Genomic DNA, 17,005 nt, shown 5'->3' with positions numbered 1-17,005 from the left:
GAACAACATGTCTAAAATTGCATTTATCGGAACTGGCATCATGGGGAAACCTATGGCGAGTAACCTTCAAAAAGCAGGTCACGATTTGATTCTGTCGGATCACTTTAATGCAGCACCTGCCGATCTTGTGGCAGCGGGTGCAACGGTCTGCCACTCACCAGCGGAAGCGGCTGAAGCAGCGGATATCATTATCCTAATGGTGCCGAATACCCCTCAAGTGGAAGATGTCCTGTTTGGTGACAACGGTGTTGAGAAAGGCCTAATGGCGGGCGGTGCAGCTGGGAAACTGGTTATCGACATGAGTTCGATCTCGCCAATCGCGACCAAAGCAATTGCAGCGCGAATCAATGAAGGTGGTGCTTCATACCTTGATGCACCGGTATCAGGTGGTGAAGTGGGCGCGATCAATGCAGCGCTGACTATCATGGTGGGCGGCGAGCAAGATGCCTTCGATAAAGCGCGACCTCTATTTGAAATCATGGGTAAGAACATCACGCTGGTGGGTGACAACGGTGCAGGCCAAACGTGTAAGGTGGCTAACCAAATCATCGTTGCTCTGAATATCGAAGCCGTGTCTGAAGCGTTAGTTTTTGCTTCAAAAGCTGGCGCTGATCCAGCACGCGTACGTCAGGCGCTATTAGGTGGCTTTGCTAACTCTAAGATATTGGAAGTGCACGGTGAGCGTATGGTTGAAGGCACATTCGACCCGGGCTTTAGAATCTCGCTTCACCAGAAAGACCTGAACTTAGCGCTAACGGGCGCTCAAGAATTGGGTGTCGCACTACCTAATACGGCTAACGCTCAAGAGTTGTTTGGCGAGTGTGCCGAAATGGGTGGCGAAGGTTGGGACCACTCTGCGCTTATCCAAGCGATTGAGAAACGTTCTGACCACTCGATTCGTTAATCTAGTTAACGGTTTGTCCGTTTAGTGGTTAGTCAATCAACCGATTATCAGTTAATTAATTAGGGCTGCTATCGATTCGTAGCCCAACAGTTTGTTTATAAATCGCGTAGTTTCGTCTCCTTTTATACGCGTTCCTGATACAGGGCAGAGGTTGAAGTTGTTCCTTTCCAACTTGATCTTAGCAGGCACCCTTTGGCCTTGTATCGGGGTTCTTTTTTTCTCCGTCAACTAAGGAGTGGCTGATGGACATTGATGCTAAGCAGTTTCTACAAACCCTTTTCTCAAGTGCTGTTAATCAGGCGCTACCTAAAAATCACATCGAACCTTTTCTTCCTCAAGACATTTTTTATCGCTCTGCTAATCAAGCCGGGCGTACTGTGGTGATAGGAGCAGGAAAAGCAGCCGCGTCGATGGCCGCAGAGCTTGAAGCGGTTTGGCAGGCAAAGAAACAGCAAGATCTCGCACTGCGTGATCTTGAAGGCTTAGTGGTGACTCGTTATGAGCACACCGCACCTTGCGAACACATTGAGGTGATTGAAGCGGCGCATCCAGTACCAGATGCGATGGGCTTAGAGGTAAGCCAACGTATGCTGCAATTGGTGAGTGGCTTGAGCGCTGACGACACGGTTATTTGCCTACTGTCAGGCGGTGGCTCTGCTTTGCTAAGTTTGCCCGGTGGTGACATCAGCCTAGCAGAGAAGCAACAAATCAATAAGGCGTTGCTTAAATCAGGCGCTGCCATTGATGAGATGAACTGTGTTCGCAAGCATTTATCTTCGATTAAAGGTGGGCGACTAGCAAAGGCTGCTTACCCAGCAAGAGTCGTATCTTTGGCGATTTCTGATGTGCCGGGCGATGACATTAGTGTGATTGCATCGGGCCCAACCGTACCCGACACCAACACGCGTTTTGATGCGATGGCCATTTTAGAACGTTATCAAATAGAAACACCACGCTCGGCATTTGAATGGCTAAATAATCCAGAGTCAGAGACGGTTAAACCAGATGACGTATGTTGGAAGAACGCGGAGCACCATATTATCGCGACACCAATGTCGGCATTGGAATCCGCTGCTGCAGAAGCTGAAGGCTTGGGTATTCCCGCTTATGTGTTGAGTGATTGCATAGAGGGAGAAGCGCGAGATGTCGCGAAGGTGCATGCTGCGCTAGCCAAACAAGTGGCTAATAACAAGCACCCATTTGAGACGCCTTGCGTGATACTTTCCGGCGGGGAAACCACGGTAACCGTTAAAGGGAATGGTCGCGGTGGGCGTAACTGTGAGTTCTTGTTGAGCTTGTATAACGAGCTTAAAGGCCAAGACAACATATTTGCATTGGCTGCTGATACCGACGGGATTGATGGTGTTGAAGACAATGCGGGAGCATGGATCGCGCCTCAAACATGGCAACTAGGTTCGAGCCTGTCGCTTAAAGCGCAAGACTATCTCGATGCGAACAACAGCTACGATTTTTTCAAGCAAGTCGATGTGCTTCTAACCACGGGGCCAACGCTGACCAATGTGAATGACTTCCGCGCGATATTGATTCTTTAACTTGAACAGTTCAAAAACACGGTATGGAATGGTCGCTTCTTAACAAATAGAGCGGCCATTTTATTGTTATCAATGCGGTGACCTTGAGTTCTGAGATTATCTTCTGGACTAATGAAGCACGTTGATTACTATGATTTTAGTAACGAGCTGTAAAGGATGCAATATGTCTAGGATCAGACAAAAGAATCAAGATTTAATCATCGAAGTCGCGTGTGAACAATTCGCCACTCATGGTTATGCCGCAACAAAAATGGCTGATATCGCAAAAGCGGCCGACATTCCCAAACCCAACGTCTTCTACTATTTCAGCTCAAAAGATAAGCTCTACAACGCTGTGCTTGAAACCGTCACTCAGCCTTTACTAGAAGCGTCTCGTCCGATTGAAGAGTTGAGCGATCCTGTTGAAGCCTTGTCTCAATATATTCAAACCAAGCTGATCATTTCTCGCGACCATCCACATGCTTCTAAGGTATTTGCCAATGAAGTGATGTCTGGCGCTAAAGTATTGCCGAAAGAGATTGGTGACGAGCTGTATAAGCAATCCCAGATGATTCTTGATAAGTTCTCGACATGGTCGGCGCAGGGCCTAATGGACGATGTTCCCGCTCATCACCTGATGTTTACCATCTGGGCGGCAACTCAAACCTACGCCGATTTTGGCTGGCAGATTTGCAGCGTGATGCAGAAGGACCAACTCGATGATAAAGACTATGCCGATGCCGCTGAGTTCATCACTCAGCTAGTGATTAAAGGCTGTGGTGTGAAAGGGAGCACTTGAAAGCTGGAGAGTCTTGCTGAGAGTTGCTTTAAGCTTGCTCTTCAGGAAATTGAAATGCCTTATCGTAGAATAAGGCATTTTTTACGCTTGTATTTTAGCTGTATGAGGCTTAGCCAACTAACAAGAAGAAGAGAGCTGTTGCGACAATACCTATCAATGCGTAGGGGAATTGAGTGGTTGCGTGTTGCATTGAGGTACACCCGGAACCTTGAGCTGACAATACCGTTGAGTCACTAAAGAAACATGAGTGACTGCCCGCTGCTGATGCCGAAAGCAGAGCCGCAATAGTTAAATGTAGAGGTACGCCAAGTTGTTCGCCTAGAGGCAATACGATTGGCATAGCAACTGCAAAAGTTCCCCAAGAAGATGCGGTAGCAAACACCAATGCACCGGTGATCATAAAGATAATTGCTGGGAAGTAAGACGCCGATAGATAAGGGCTTACTGTCTCGATGACATATTGTGTCACTCCTAGAGAATCATTCACAGACTTCAGCATGAATCCACCAATCACCGTTGCCAATGGCAGCAGCATAACTTTGATTCCGTCGTAGACAGCTTCAAACATATCATTCATTGAGATTAGACGTTGAACACCATAGAAGCAGATAGTAAAGATAATTGCGACAAATACGCCTGCTAATAGATCAATACCGAAGTACCAGCTTGCACCAACTAACACCACCATAGGCAATAGGAAGTTGATTAATCCCATCGTTGGGTTGGTGTGCGCTGTAATATCTGCGCCAAAGTCGATGTCTGTTGCACCGTCAGGACGTACTTGACCTTTCTTCGCTCGTTCCTCAGCCTGCTTCATTGCGCCTAAATCCGGCATCTTTTCTAACGCAACGAGAAGGACGATTATCAGCGTAACCCAGCCATAAGCCATGTATGGAATCGCTTCAATATATGCTTTGATACCCTCACCAGCTTCAGCCACTCCATTCGCTTCAAGCAGTGAGCTAAAGAAAATAGCCCATGTTGATATTGGCACCAGAATACAAATCGGCGCAGCGGTGGAATCGACTAGATAAGATAGTTTTTCACGGGAGATGTTGTATCCGTCAGTAATCTTCTTCATCGATGATGAGATAGCGATCGCGTTCAGATAGTCATCAATAAAGATCATGATGCCGAGGAAAAAGGTCATCAGCATAGATTGTTTACGGCTCTTAACCTTTGTGACCAACATATCTGAAAAGCTTAAAATACTGCCGCCTTTTTCGAGAATTGCGATTAATCCCCCCATCAGTCCGCAAACTAGAACGATCCATGCAATGGTTTCGTTCATCATTACATCCATCGATATGCCGACAATTTGCTCAACGGCTTGCGCAGGATTGAGTAGTAGTACACCAGCGATGGTACCACTAAAAAGCGCCTCTACGGTGCGGTGTGTAGTTAGGGCGAATACCAAAACAAGTGCGGTAGGGAGAAGGCTCATCCATCCATAGGCCTCTCCTTCTTGGTGGTTCAATCCAATTGATGTGAAGAAAATGAAAGTCGCGACAACCAATAGAGATACCATGATGTGTTGACTGTTGATCTTCAGCGGCGCGTCCAACGCCTTAGTTTGCGTAGTCATACGTGTAGTTCCTTTGTTTATGCTGAGTGCAACATCCAGTCGATTTCTAATGGAGTGATGGCGCGTTCAAACTCCGCCAGTTCACTTCGTTTACAAGCTAAATATAGATCGACAAACTCTTTAGAGATGTACGGGGTCAGCTCACTGCGTTCTAGCTGATCGAGAGCTTCAGACATACGCAGAGGTAAGTCTATTGCATCATCACTGAGGGAGTTAGGACATTGGTCTTTGGTATAGTTTTCACTCGCTAATACTGCGGATAGTACTACTGCAGCGAGAATGTAAGGGTTAACGTCAGCTCCCGCAATGCGGTGTTCAATTCGGCGATTGTTGCTGTCGCTGATAGGAACACGCAGTGCGACACCACGATGGTTCTCGCCCCAGTCTGCTTTCGTTGGCACGTAAGCTCCTGGAACAAAGCGGCGGTAAGAGTTAACGTTAGGGCAAATCAAGGCCATGGAATCGGATGTTTGAGCAAGCATCGCGGCCATGGTTTGATAAAAGAGATTACTGGGTTCACCATCTTGTTGGCTGAAGTGGTTATTGTCGTTGGAATCCACCAAGCTAAGGTGGATGTGCATACCGTTACCAGCTTGCTCACTAAATGGCTTAGCCATGAAGGTAGCATCGAAATCATGTTGATTAGCAATTTGACGAATTAGGCGTTTGACGATGATGATTTCATCACACACTCGTAGTACATCTTTAGAGTGGTTGAAGTTAATTTCGAATTGTCCTGGGGCGGATTCAGATAGTGCCCCCGAAGTATTTAACCCTTGTTCTTGAGCGACTTTGTTAAGATCGGCCAAAAAGTCTGCGTAATCATCCAAACCATCTAAGTCATAGACTTCGGTATCTTTTTCTCGTGATTTTTTGTTTGGGTTGATGGCTGTTTGTAGTGCTCCCATCTCACCCCGCTTCCTGTCTATTAAGTAAAACTCTAGCTCTAAGGCAACACATGGATGTTGATCTTTGGTGTGTAACTTTTCGAGAATTTCACTGACGATATTACGAATAAAGAGCGGGTTTGGGGTGTGGGCTGACTCATCCATCATACTCAACATTATTTGGCCCACTTGCTCTTTAGCGGTAGGCATCAATGTATCCGCAATTGGGAAACACATGTTGTCTGGTTCTCCCAATTCTTCACCTAACCCTGCTGTTTCAACCACATTACCTTTGGTATCTAAAGTAATTGTCGAGAGGGGAAGAGCTACTCCTTTATGCAGCTTGTGTAGTGCACTTACTGGGATGCGCTTGCCTCTTGGTGTGGCATTGATGTCGGTAAAAATCAGATCAACAAACTCGATGTTGGGCCATTTTTGTCGAAAATTTTTAACTTCCTGTAGATACGATTCCATTGTGTTCTCCAACTAGCCTCTATTTGGTAAATTAAAAGTAATAAAAAAGAAACAAGTCAATTGTACTAATTAGACTAAAGTCTAGTTTTAAAGGTTATTTCCTTTTAATACATAAGCTTGCGTTGATTACTTTGAAATTTACAATTTTATTGAAAGATGTTTCTGTTAACTATTTTGTAACAGTTGATTGTGTTTTGCTCAATATAATGTCCAAAATTAGTCGTTTTTTTGACCAAAAAGGTTGGTTTGGTCACGCTTTGGTCATAATATCGAACATCGGTGTTGATAATTTTGTACATGATTTGTAGTGTAAGTGTTAAATAAATCGAGCACGGAAGTAACATGTCTAGAACAAGCAAACCCATTATTGGAATTGTTAGTTGCGCTAAAGAATTGGGTGGCTATCAAATACAGGCAGTGAATAATTTTTACCTCACGGCTGTGAAAGACTTTGGTGGGTTGCCACTGATATTGGCTCCGGATATGGCAAGTGAAGACGTTGAGCGTCTTCTTAACATCTGCGACGGTTTTTTATTTCCGGGGAGTCACTCAAATGTGGCACCACATCATTACAACGGCACTCATGAAGAGTCTAAGAAAGATGAAGCTCGAGATGAGCTTTCCTTTACTTTGATTCGTCAAGCGATAGACAAAGACATTCCGTGTTTTGGTGTTTGCCGTGGATTTCAAGAGATGAATGTTGCTCTGGGAGGCTCACTGAACCCAGCAGTTCATGATTCAGGTTTCAACGACCATAGAGAGAGTGAGGTCGAAGACTTTGAGGAAAAGTACGCTCCATCACACGCGGTGTTGGTGCAAAAACAAAGTTTGTTTGAGAAATGGCTGACTGAAAATCATTGGGAAAACACTATCTTTTTTGAGGTTAATACTCTTCATAACCAAGGGGTTGACCAATTAGCTCCCCAACTGACTGTGGAAGCTAAAGCACCGGATGGTTTAGTGGAAGCGTTTAGTCTTCCAGGGCAAAAATTCTTTGTTGGCGTGCAGTGGCACCCAGAATGGAAAGCAAAAACGAATCATTTCTCTCAAATTTTGTTTAAAGAATTTATGATGGCGGCCTCTCTATAAGTTAGGAGCCACCTACATGGACAACCAAGAGATTGGTAAAAATATTGTTCGATTAAGAAAAGAACATGGATTGTCACAACGAGAATTAGCCGAACGAGCAGGTATTACACATAGCGCGATCTCTTCGATTGAGAATGCGAAGGTAAGCCCTTCAGTAAGTTCGTTGCAAAAAATAGTGAATGTTTTTTCTTTATCTCTTTCGGAGTTTTTCACACTTGAACAACCCAAAAGCGATGAAGTGAAGGTTGTCGTTGCACCTGAAGAGTTGGTTGAAATGGGCAGTGAGTCGGTTTCAATGAAATTGGTAACCAACGGCAGCAAAGAACAGGTAATTGGATTTTTGATTGAAGAGTATGCCCCCCACGGCACAACGGGTGCGGCGGAAATTAAACATGAAGGCGAAGAGATCGGCACTATTTTAGAGGGCGAAATCACTCTGGAATACAAAGAGCAATCTTTTGTCCTTAAACAAGGTGAATCGTACATTATTGATACGACGCAGCCGCACAAGTTCACAAATCACACAGACAAGGCTTGTCGAATGATAAGCGCGCATACGCCAACCACATTCTAAGTGGGCCTTGCCTTGTTGTGATAACAAGGAGAGCGTATGAAAACCCAAGAACAATGGATTGAACTGAGAAACAATCTAAACATCGAAAATCGTGCCTTTATTAATGGCGAATATAGCGCAGCTATCAGTGGAGAAACTCTAGATGTTGTTAACCCGGCTACCGACGAGACACTGACCCAGATAGCTCGTTGCCAAGAAGAAGATGTTGAGCTTGCGGTAACATGTGCTCGTCAAGCTTTCCTTTCTGGTGAATGGAGCAACAGCGCTCCGTCATATCGCAAAGCGGTACTCAGCCAATTTGCAACGCTGATTGACCAACATCGTGAAGAACTTGCGTTGCTGGAAACCCTAGATACGGGTAAGCCAATCAGCCATAGCTTTTCAACCGATATCCCTGGTGCTGCAAGTGCACTGCGTTGGTATGCAGAAGCCATCGATAAAGTGTATGGGGAAGTCGCGCCAACGGAACAAGATGTACACGCCTTTGTTTCTCATCAAGCTATCGGTGTTGTTGCAGCGGTAGTTCCATGGAACTTTCCATTATGGTTAGCTTGCTGGAAACTTGGCCCTGCATTAGCAGCAGGTAATAGCGTTATTCTTAAACCCTCTGAAAAATCTTCTCTCACTGCTATTTATATTGGTCAACTCGCCAATCAAGCAGGCTTACCACGTGGCGTTTTTCAAGTCGTTACAGGCTTTGGCCATGAAGCCGGTGATGCTTTAGCGAAACACCATGACGTCGACTGTATTGCATTTACGGGTTCCACTCGTATTGCTGGTCAATTAATGGTTCGTTCTGGTGAAACCAATCTTAAGCGTGTGTTTGCTGAGGCTGGTGGTAAGAATGCCAATATCGTATTTGAAGACTGCGAAGACCTCGATCGTGCAGCCGCAGAAACCGCTGGTGGTTGCTTCTATAACCAAGGCGAAGTCTGTGTCGCTGCAACTCGTTTATTAGTGCACGAAAGCATCAAAGATCGCTTTGTTGATAAAGTCATTTCTGCGGCTCAATCCTTTATGCCGAAAGACCCAATGGACACCTCATCTTCGATGGGAGCGCTCATCGATCAAGGTCACAAATCAAAAGTGCTTGAATATATAGAGCTTGGCCAAGCGGAAGGTGCAGTTCTTCGTTGCGGGGGTGATGTTGAAGGCAAAGGTGCATTTGTTGAGCCGACCATTCTTGATAACGTTGACAATAAAATGCGTGTCGCCCAGGAAGAGATCTTTGGTCCTGTACTTTGTGTTATCTCATTTAAAGATGAAGCTGAAGCCGTCGCAATCGCCAATGACTCAAAATACGGTTTAGGTGCGGCGCTTTGGAGCAATAACATTAACCGCGTACACCGTGTAGCTAAACAGCTTCAGGCAGGTTCTGTTTGGGTGAACAACTACAACGAAGGTGATATGACCGTCCCTTTTGGTGGGTTCAAAATGAGTGGTAACGGCCGTGATAAATCACTGCACGCCATCGAAAAATTCACAGAAACCAAAACCACTTGGATTCGCCTTCACCCTTAGCCTGCTGATGATTAATAAAGGAATATCACTATGAATAAGCATACGGATTCGTTTTACGCCCACTCTATCCCGAACATGCCAGTGTTCCCACAACTGCAAGACAACATTGAGTGTGATGTGTGTGTGGTTGGGGCTGGGTTTTCAGGTTTATCTTCGGCTCTTCATTTAGCCGAGAAAGGTTTTAAGGTAGTGGTACTAGAGAGTGCCAAAGTTGGTTTTGGAGCAACTGGTCGTAATGGTGGACAGATCGTCAATAGCTACAGCCGAGATGTTGATGTAATAGAAAGCCGTTACGACCAACCCCAGGCTAAAGCCCTGTGTGACATGATTTTCGAAGGCGGAGATGTCATTCGTGGCCTAATCGAAAAATACGATATTGAGTGTGACCACAAACGCGGTGGCCTATTTACCGCGCTAAACAAAAAGCAGTTAATAGGTTTAGAGCATCATAAGAAAAACTGGGAGCGATATGGTAATGACCAGCTCACCATGTTGGATGCTAGCCAAGTAGAAGAGGCGGTTGGTACTCAAGCTTACACCGGTGGCTTGCTTGATATGCGAGGTGGGCACATTCATCCGCTTAAACTCGCATTGGGGGAAGCCGCAGCATTTGTTTCTCTTGGTGGCCAAATTTTTGAACAATCAGCGGTAACGTCCATTGAAAAAGGTGCGAATCCTGTTGCAAGAACAGCGAGCGGTAGCGTGAAGAGTAAATACTTGGTGTTAGCTGGCAACGCCTACTTAGGTGGGTTGGCTCCGAATATCAGTAACAAAGCCATCCCATGTGGAACTCAAGTCGTGGCGACAGAGCCGCTTACCGATGAGCAACTAAAACAGGTTTTACCAAGTGACTACTGCGTTGAAGACTGTAATTACTTACTGGACTATTTCCGATTGAGTGCCGACAAACGCTTGTTGTTTGGGGGCGGGGTGGTTTATGGCGCTCGTGACCCTCAAGACATTGAGTCTCTGATTCGTCCTAAGTTAGAAGGTATTTTCCCTCAACTTAAAGGTATCAAGATTGATTACACATGGACTGGTAACTTCTTACTTACCTACTCACGTATGCCGCAGTTCGGCGCATTCGACGACAATATTTATTATTTGCAAGGCTACAGTGGTCATGGAGTTACCTGTACTCACTTGGCTGGCAAGTTATTGGCAGAAGCCTTAACAGGGCATGCCGAACGATTTGATGCCTTCGCACAACTCAAGCACTACGCCTTCCCTGGTGGACGTCACTTCCAAATACCATTCACAGCAGTTGGCGCAGCGTATTACAACCTAAGAGATAAACTGGCTATCTAACCGGACGATAAGGAACATCCAATGAGTAGAGTAGTAAAATTCGCGGCCCTGCAACTGACCAAAAGCTGGGATCTGGAAGATAACCTAAATAAAGCTAAGCAAGCGATTCGTGAAGCTGCGAGTAACGGTGCCAATGTGGTTTTGCCGCAGGAATTGTTCGCTGCTCCTTATTTTTGTAAGAAGCAAGAAGCTAAGTATTTTGAGTTGGCTGAGGAAGTAGACAATTGTCTGTTGATAACAGAGATGAGTGCATTGGCAAAAGAACTCGGGGTCGTGATTCCAGTTAGTTATTTTGAAAAAGCGGGCAATACCTTCTTTAACTCATTAGTGATGATTGATGCCGATGGCACTGTGCTAGATAACTACCGCAAATCACACATCCCGGATGGTCCGGGTTATAGCGAAAAATACTATTTTAGTCCTGGAGATACTGGTTTCAAAGTATGGCAAACCCAGTTTGGTAAGTTCGGCGCTGGTATTTGCTGGGATCAATGGTTTCCCGAGCTTGCTCGTAGCTTAGCGTTACATGGTGCAGAAGCCATTTTTTACCCAACCGCTATTGGCAGCGAACCACAAGATCCAACTTTAGATTCTCGTGATCACTGGCAACGCACTATGCAAGGCCATTCCGCTGCAAACTTGGTTCCTGTGATTGCGTCTAATCGCGTAGGCACAGAATGTGATGATGGCATTGAAACCACATTCTACGGTTCTTCTTTTATTACCGATCATACTGGTGGCAAGTTGGCAGAAGCGCCACGTGATGAGGAAGCTATCATTTACGCGGAGATTGATTTAGCCGCAACGGCTCAAGCGCGTCACTCGTGGGGGCTGTTCCGTGACCGCCGCCCAGATCTATATGGCTCTGTGGGCAAACTAGCAGTTTAAAGGGGCAGACTATGCAGTTATCGACAACACCACTGCAAGATGGGTTCTACTTTCCAGCTGAGTTTCATCCTATTGAAGAAGTTTGGTTGGCTTGGCCAGAAAGACGAGACAATTGGCGTGATAACGCCCTTCCTGCCCAGCAAACATTCGCTAGCATTGCGAATGCAATAGCAGAAGTGACTAAGGTTTGTGTCGCCGTGAGTGCGAAGCAATTTGATAAGGCGAGAACATTGCTTCATTCAGATATTCGGCTTGTTGAAATCCCATTCAATGATGCGTGGATGCGTGATATTGGGCCCACAGTGTTGGTGAATCAAGACGGCGAGCGTCGTGGAATCAACTGGCAGTTTAACGCTTGGGGTGGTGACTATAATGGCCTCTATGAAAACTGGCAGCAGGACGACCTAGTGGCTAGCTCAGTATGTGACATTATCGGAATTGATCACTACAACGCCCCATTCGTTTTAGAGGGGGGCTCAATTCATACTGATGGCGAAGGTACGCTATATACAACAGAAGAGTGTTTGCTTAGTCCGGGACGCAACCCTGAGTTGAATCAACAACAGATAGAAACACATCTCAAAGAATATCTAGGTATTGAAAAGGTCATTTGGCTGCCTAAAGGACTATTCGATGATGAAACTGACGGACATGTTGATAATTTGATGCATGTAATTGCCCCGGGGAAAGTGGTATTGAGTTGGACAGATGATCCATCAGACCCACAATTCGCATTATCTCGTCAGGCGGAACAAGTGTTAAAAGATCAATCTGATGCTAAAGGTCGAGAGATTGAAATCATCCGTTTACCGTTGCCAGGGCCTTTGCACTATAGCGAAGCAGAAGCAAGCGGAATTGATAAAAGTGATGGAATGACACGTGATGCAGGGGAAAGGTTAAGTGCTTCTTATGCCAACTTTCTTATCGCGAATGGTTATGTGTTTTTGCCATTGCTCGATGATAGAACTGACGAGCAGGCAATAAAAATATTGCGGCAAGCGATGCCTGAACATCAAGTCGTTGGTATACCAACGCGTGAGGTTTTGCTGGGTGGAGGTAACATCCACTGCATTACTCAGCAGATCCCTGCTTAGGAAAACCATTATTAAAACAATGAACTATTGGTTTTCTGCTTGGTAGGGTAACTATCAGTAGACGCCAAGGTAAAGCTGTCAAAAGGAATCCCCATGCAACAAATTACAAATCAATCATTGCTGTCGTTTATGGTGCTAAATCAAGACCAAGGTATTGCTGTAAGTAACCCCGCGACGGGTGAAATACTTGGTTATGCACCAGTGTCGTCTGAACATGACATTTTAGATGGGGTCGAGCGTGCAAGCTTCGCGCAAAAAGAGTGGGCTTTGCTGCCAGCCAAAACCCGTTCTGGTTTACTACAAAAATGGTATCAGTTGTTACTTGATAACAAGGAAGATCTCGGTCGCCTGATGACGTTAGAGCAAGGCAAGCCATGGGCAGAAGCACAAGGTGAGGTGTTGTACGGCGCAAGCTTTATCGAGTGGTTTGCTGAAGAAGCGAAGCGTACCTATGGTGAGACAATTCCAGCGCCAAGTAGCGACAAACGCCTTGTAACTATGAAACAACCTATTGGAGTAGCTTGTGCGATTACTCCGTGGAATTTTCCTATTGCAATGATAACTCGTAAGGCAGGTCCAGCACTTGCGGCTGGCTGTAGTTTTATTGTGAAGCCGTCTGAATCCACACCTTTATCTGCTTTTGCTGTAGCTGAGCTAGCATATCAAGCGGGCATTCCTCGTGATGTACTGCAAGTGGTATTGGGCGCGAATTCTCGTCAAGTTGGCGGTATTTTTACCTCACATCCTCTGATTCGTAAGCTCTCTTTCACGGGCTCTACGCAAGTTGGAAGAGTGCTGATGCAGCAAAGTGCAAACGACATCAAGCGAACGTCAATGGAGCTCGGTGGAAATGCACCATTTATCGTATTTGATGATGCAGATATTGATGCGGCTGTGCTTGGTGCAATGGCGTCTAAGTTTCGTAATGCCGGTCAAACTTGCGTCTGCGCTAACCGTTTTTATGTACATAACAAGGTGTACGATGAGTTTGTTGAAAAATTCGATGCAGCAGTGCAGCAGCTTAAAGTAGGCAATGGTCTAGAAGAGGGTGTAAATGTTGGTCCGGTAATCAGCGAATCAGCAAAACAAGGTATTCAGTCCCTCATTGACGGCGCAATCGAACAGGGCGCGAAACCAGTTACTGAGCCGAAAACTCTTGATGGTCTATTCATGCAACCTGTCGTTCTCAAAAACGTTACGCATGATATGGATATTATCTCGCAAGAGATCTTTGGCCCCGTCGCTCCTGTGATCAAATTTGATGATGACCAACAGCTTATCGAAATGGCTAACGACACTATCTATGGCTTAGCGTCTTACTTCTATAGCCAAAATATCCACCGTGTATGGAAGATAGCAGAAGCACTGGAGTACGGCATGGTAGGAATTAACGAAGGCATGATCTCTACCGAGGTAGCCCCTTTCGGTGGAGTTAAGCAGTCCGGTATCGGGCGTGAAGGGGCAAAACAAGGTATCGATGAATACATGAGCATCAAATATCTCTGCTTTGGCGGCAACTAATCAAAGGACATGACAATGACAAATCAACAACTACATCAAAGAAGAAGCGAAGTTATCGCTCAAGGCATGGGCGCACTGTACCCACTTTATGTCGAAAAAGCAGAGAATGCTCACGTGTGGGATGTGGATGGAAATAAATATATCGACTTTGCTGCTGGTATCGCGGTAACGAATACAGGGCATGCAAATAAGCGTATCAACGAAGCGGTAAAGGCTCAACTGGATAACTTTTCACACACTTGTGCTATGGTGACGCCTTATGCCTCCTTTGTTGAACTGGCAGAAAAGCTCACAGAACTCGCCCCCGGTGACAGTGATAAAAAAGCGATTTTCCTGACAACAGGAGCTGAAGCGGTTGAGAATGCTGTGAAAGTAGCGAGAGCTCATACTGGCCGCAGTGGTGTGATTGCTTTTAAAGGTGGCTTCCACGGCCGTACTAATATGACCATGGGGCTAACTGGTAAAGTCGCGCCTTACAAAGCGGGCTTTGGCCCATTTCCAAATGAAATATTTCATGCACCTTACCCAAATGCTTTTCATGGCGTAAGCACAGAACAAAGCCTGCAAGCGCTCGATGATTTGTTTGCGTGTGATATTGAGCCATCACGCGTGGCGGCGATAATCTTTGAGCCTGTGCAAGGTGAAGGCGGTTTCTATCAAGCCCCCGCGGAGTTTGCTCAAGGCCTGCGTGAGTTGTGTGACAAATACGGCATTATGCTTATCGCGGATGAAATTCAAACGGGCTTTGCGCGCACGGGTAAAATGTTTGCCACTGAATATCTGGGCATTGAACCCGACATGATAACAATGGCAAAAGGTATTGCGGGTGGTTTCCCTATCTCAGCAGTAGTGGGAAAAGCCGGTGTTATGGATTCGGCACTACCAGGTGGCTTAGGTGGTACTTACGCTGGCTCTCCGTTGGGGTGTGTGGCTGGTTTAGAAGTCCTAAAAATTATCGAAGAAGAGCAATTGTGTGCTAAAGCAATGGGCATTGGTGAGGTTGTGAATGCCCGTATGAGCAAGCTACAGGAATCGGTTCCAGCTATTGGTGAAATACGTACCACTGGAGCGATGATGGCTATTGAGTTTACTGATCCAGAGTCAGGCAAGCCATTGCAGGACTTAACTAAAGCGGTGATAGCGAAAGCACAAGAAAATGGTCTTATTCTGCTTTCGTGTGGTGTAAAAGCGAATGTAATTCGTCTGCTTCCACCATTAACTATTGAATCTGAAGTACTCAGCGAAGGCTTAGATAAGCTTGAGAAAATTATTCTGGAAGTTGTTTAGGATTTGAGTTAAGACATTGTATTTTAATATAAAGGTCATTGTAGATATTCTTTTCGTGCTTATAATGTCCCTTCCTGAAATGTATTTACACATTGAGGACGGGGCTGTGAATGAATAAGTAAGGCCGACATCATGTCGGCCTTTTTGTTTTCGCTTTTCTAGTTGGCGTGTACCTAGTTATTCATCGCCAGCTTACCGAGCTTCATGGCGGCAGCATGGTGGCGGTGCATCAGTTGCTCCATGTCTACGCCAATCACAGCGCCATCGTTCACTCGCCACTTACCTGCAACCATCACTTTATCCGCTTGTTGAGCACCACAAAGTAGTAATGCGGCCAGTGGGTCGTGGCTGCCAGAAAAACGAATATCATCGAGCTTGAACATCGCGATATCGGCTTGTTTGCCAACCTCTAGTGTACCAATGTCGGTTCTGCCCATTGCCGCGGCAGAACCGGATGTCGCCCAGCGCAATGCATCAAAGTGTGAAACGTTGGCGGAACCATATTGCAGGCGTTGTAGATACATCGCCATGCGCACTTCGGCAATCATATTAGAGCCGTCGTTTGAGGCCGAACCATCCACACCTAGCCCGACTTTTACGCCTGCTGCTTCTAGATCGTTGTTTTTACAAATACCGGAAGCCAACATCATATTGGAAGTTGGGCAGTGACTGATACCAATGCCTGCTTTACCCAAACGTTTGATCTCTTCTGGATTGAAGTGAATACCATGAGCGAGCCAAGTGCGCTCGTTCAGCCAACCCACATCTTCTAGGTAATCAACTGGGCGCAAGCCAAACTTCTCTATACAGAAGTCTTCTTCATCGAGCGTTTCGCATAGGTGCGTGTGCATCATGACGTTTTCACGCTCACTGATCTTGGCGGTCTCTTTCATCAGGTCGGTAGTGACTGAGAACGGCGAACAAGGCGCGAGCGCGATTTGAATCATCGCCCCTTCATCACGCTGGTGGTAATCACGAATCAAGCGCTGGCTGTCATCAATGATGGTTTGTTCGGTTTGAATGGTGTGTCTTGGTGGCAATCCACCCTCATCTTCCCCTAGGCTCATGGAACCTCGGGTAAATATCGCTCTAACGCCCAGTTTCTCTGCGGCCTCGACTTGCAAATCAATAGCGTGCTCAAGCCCGTCTGGTAGCAAGTAATGGTGATCGGAAGCAGTGGTACAGCCCGACATCATCAGCTCAACCAGAGCAAGCTCTGTTGCGAGGCTCATCATCTCCGAATCGAGGTTGGCCCAAACTGGGTAGAGGCTTTGTAGCCAATGGAAGAGTTCTTTATTGAGTGCGCCGGGGTAGGCTCGCGTTAGGGTTTGATAGAAGTGGTGGTGCGCATTGATAAGCCCAGGAGTCACAACATGACGAGAGGCGTCGACGCTGTAATCTACGGGTAAGGTCGGCTCTTTGTGTTTGCCAACCAGTTCAATGATTTTATTACCTTTTATGACGATTCCGCCTTCTGCATCAGCCTGCGAGCCAGTGTAGATTGCGAGAGGATTCTTAATCCAGATGGTTTCCATTCATAGT

The 17,005-nt window shown here is 46.0% G+C and carries 14 protein-coding genes; 11 read left to right on the top strand and 3 right to left on the bottom strand.

Translation table 11 applies throughout. The features are described 5' to 3' along the window. The first annotated feature begins 7 nt into the window (after window positions 1-7). The 3 genes from ACED41_RS10605 to ACED41_RS10595 all read left to right on the top strand — a co-directional run bounded on the left by ACED41_RS10605 (window position 8) and on the right by ACED41_RS10595 (window position 3,235). Window positions 8-904 carry a 2-hydroxy-3-oxopropionate reductase gene (locus ACED41_RS10605; RefSeq protein ID WP_017067345.1) on the top strand — a complete coding sequence of 299 codons (897 nt, stop codon included), beginning with the start codon at window positions 8-10 and terminating at the stop codon, window positions 902-904. A gap of 242 nt (window positions 905-1,146) precedes the next feature. After that, window positions 1,147-2,457 (top strand): glycerate kinase, encoded by a 1,311-nt coding sequence (locus ACED41_RS10600; RefSeq protein WP_371724936.1) that lies wholly within the window; start codon window positions 1,147-1,149, stop codon window positions 2,455-2,457. A gap of 163 nt (window positions 2,458-2,620) precedes the next feature. Then, window positions 2,621-3,235: a TetR/AcrR family transcriptional regulator gene (locus ACED41_RS10595; RefSeq protein WP_065584813.1), complete on the top strand. Its 615-nt coding sequence runs from the start codon at window positions 2,621-2,623 to the stop codon at window positions 3,233-3,235. A gap of 109 nt (window positions 3,236-3,344) precedes the next feature. On the opposite strand, the gene ACED41_RS10590 is transcribed toward ACED41_RS10595, so the two are convergent. Then, window positions 3,345-4,820 (bottom strand): Na+/H+ antiporter NhaC family protein, encoded by a 1,476-nt coding sequence (locus ACED41_RS10590; protein ID WP_017067343.1) that lies wholly within the window; start codon window positions 4,818-4,820, stop codon window positions 3,345-3,347. A gap of 17 nt (window positions 4,821-4,837) precedes the next feature. Beyond that, on the bottom strand, window positions 4,838-6,181 hold the full coding sequence (locus ACED41_RS10585) for a glutamine synthetase family protein (protein WP_017065013.1): 1,344 nt from the start codon (window positions 6,179-6,181) through the stop codon (window positions 4,838-4,840). A 342-nt stretch (window positions 6,182-6,523) separates the two neighbouring features. On the opposite strand from ACED41_RS10585, the gene ACED41_RS10580 reads away from it, so the two are divergent. The 8 genes from ACED41_RS10580 to gabT all read left to right on the top strand — a co-directional run bounded on the left by ACED41_RS10580 (window position 6,524) and on the right by gabT (window position 15,463). After that, on the top strand, window positions 6,524-7,270 hold the full coding sequence (locus ACED41_RS10580; protein ID WP_017065012.1) for a gamma-glutamyl-gamma-aminobutyrate hydrolase family protein: 747 nt from the start codon (window positions 6,524-6,526) through the stop codon (window positions 7,268-7,270). A gap of 16 nt (window positions 7,271-7,286) precedes the next feature. Next, window positions 7,287-7,844 (top strand): HTH-type transcriptional regulator PuuR, encoded by a 558-nt coding sequence (puuR, locus tag ACED41_RS10575; protein ID WP_017065011.1) that lies wholly within the window; start codon window positions 7,287-7,289, stop codon window positions 7,842-7,844. A gap of 36 nt (window positions 7,845-7,880) precedes the next feature. Beyond that, window positions 7,881-9,365 (top strand): aldehyde dehydrogenase, encoded by a 1,485-nt coding sequence (locus ACED41_RS10570; protein WP_017065010.1) that lies wholly within the window; start codon window positions 7,881-7,883, stop codon window positions 9,363-9,365. Window positions 9,366-9,395: 30 nt separating this feature from the next. Continuing rightward, window positions 9,396-10,673 carry an FAD-binding oxidoreductase gene (locus ACED41_RS10565; RefSeq protein WP_017067341.1) on the top strand — a complete coding sequence of 426 codons (1,278 nt, stop codon included), beginning with the start codon at window positions 9,396-9,398 and terminating at the stop codon, window positions 10,671-10,673. A 21-nt stretch (window positions 10,674-10,694) separates the two neighbouring features. Then, entirely contained in the window at window positions 10,695-11,561 is an 867-nt protein-coding gene (aguB, locus tag ACED41_RS10560; RefSeq protein WP_017067340.1) for an N-carbamoylputrescine amidase, read from the top strand. A gap of 11 nt (window positions 11,562-11,572) precedes the next feature. Next, entirely contained in the window at window positions 11,573-12,655 is a 1,083-nt protein-coding gene (aguA, locus tag ACED41_RS10555) for an agmatine deiminase (RefSeq protein ID WP_017065007.1), read from the top strand. A 93-nt stretch (window positions 12,656-12,748) separates the two neighbouring features. After that, window positions 12,749-14,176: an NAD-dependent succinate-semialdehyde dehydrogenase gene (locus ACED41_RS10550; RefSeq protein WP_017065006.1), complete on the top strand. Its 1,428-nt coding sequence runs from the start codon at window positions 12,749-12,751 to the stop codon at window positions 14,174-14,176. Window positions 14,177-14,191: 15 nt separating this feature from the next. Next, window positions 14,192-15,463, top strand: a complete 1,272-nt coding sequence (gene gabT, locus ACED41_RS10545) for a 4-aminobutyrate--2-oxoglutarate transaminase (RefSeq protein ID WP_017065005.1) — start codon at window positions 14,192-14,194, stop codon at window positions 15,461-15,463. A gap of 173 nt (window positions 15,464-15,636) precedes the next feature. On the opposite strand, the gene ACED41_RS10540 is transcribed toward gabT, so the two are convergent. Further along, window positions 15,637-16,998 (bottom strand): 8-oxoguanine deaminase, encoded by a 1,362-nt coding sequence (locus tag ACED41_RS10540; protein WP_017067339.1) that lies wholly within the window; start codon window positions 16,996-16,998, stop codon window positions 15,637-15,639. Between the last annotated feature and the right edge of the window lie 7 nt (window positions 16,999-17,005).

This window comes from Vibrio sp. 1F255 (genome assembly GCF_041439145.1).
GTDB lineage: Bacteria > Pseudomonadota > Gammaproteobacteria > Enterobacterales > Vibrionaceae > Vibrio > Vibrio crassostreae_C.
Note: the sequence above shows the minus strand (reverse complement) of the source record. Positions and strands in the feature narration are given on the sequence as shown.

What these genes read in the sequence shown, in the direction of transcription:
- ACED41_RS10605 (WP_017067345.1), top strand. Translation starts at nt 8, where the DNA reads ATGTCTAAAATTGCATTTATCGGAACTGGCATCATGGGGAAACCTATG.
- ACED41_RS10600 (WP_371724936.1), top strand. Translation starts at nt 1,147, where the DNA reads ATGGACATTGATGCTAAGCAGTTTCTACAAACCCTTTTCTCAAGTGCT.
- ACED41_RS10595 (WP_065584813.1), top strand. Translation starts at nt 2,621, where the DNA reads ATGTCTAGGATCAGACAAAAGAATCAAGATTTAATCATCGAAGTCGCG.
- ACED41_RS10590 (WP_017067343.1), bottom strand. Translation starts at nt 4,820, where the DNA reads ATGACTACGCAAACTAAGGCGTTGGACGCGCCGCTGAAGATCAACAGT.
- ACED41_RS10585 (WP_017065013.1), bottom strand. Translation starts at nt 6,181, where the DNA reads ATGGAATCGTATCTACAGGAAGTTAAAAATTTTCGACAAAAATGGCCC.
- ACED41_RS10580 (WP_017065012.1), top strand. Translation starts at nt 6,524, where the DNA reads ATGTCTAGAACAAGCAAACCCATTATTGGAATTGTTAGTTGCGCTAAA.
- puuR (WP_017065011.1), top strand. Translation starts at nt 7,287, where the DNA reads ATGGACAACCAAGAGATTGGTAAAAATATTGTTCGATTAAGAAAAGAA.
- ACED41_RS10570 (WP_017065010.1), top strand. Translation starts at nt 7,881, where the DNA reads ATGAAAACCCAAGAACAATGGATTGAACTGAGAAACAATCTAAACATC.
- ACED41_RS10565 (WP_017067341.1), top strand. Translation starts at nt 9,396, where the DNA reads ATGAATAAGCATACGGATTCGTTTTACGCCCACTCTATCCCGAACATG.
- aguB (WP_017067340.1), top strand. Translation starts at nt 10,695, where the DNA reads ATGAGTAGAGTAGTAAAATTCGCGGCCCTGCAACTGACCAAAAGCTGG.
- aguA (WP_017065007.1), top strand. Translation starts at nt 11,573, where the DNA reads ATGCAGTTATCGACAACACCACTGCAAGATGGGTTCTACTTTCCAGCT.
- ACED41_RS10550 (WP_017065006.1), top strand. Translation starts at nt 12,749, where the DNA reads ATGCAACAAATTACAAATCAATCATTGCTGTCGTTTATGGTGCTAAAT.
- gabT (WP_017065005.1), top strand. Translation starts at nt 14,192, where the DNA reads ATGACAAATCAACAACTACATCAAAGAAGAAGCGAAGTTATCGCTCAA.
- ACED41_RS10540 (WP_017067339.1), bottom strand. Translation starts at nt 16,998, where the DNA reads ATGGAAACCATCTGGATTAAGAATCCTCTCGCAATCTACACTGGCTCG.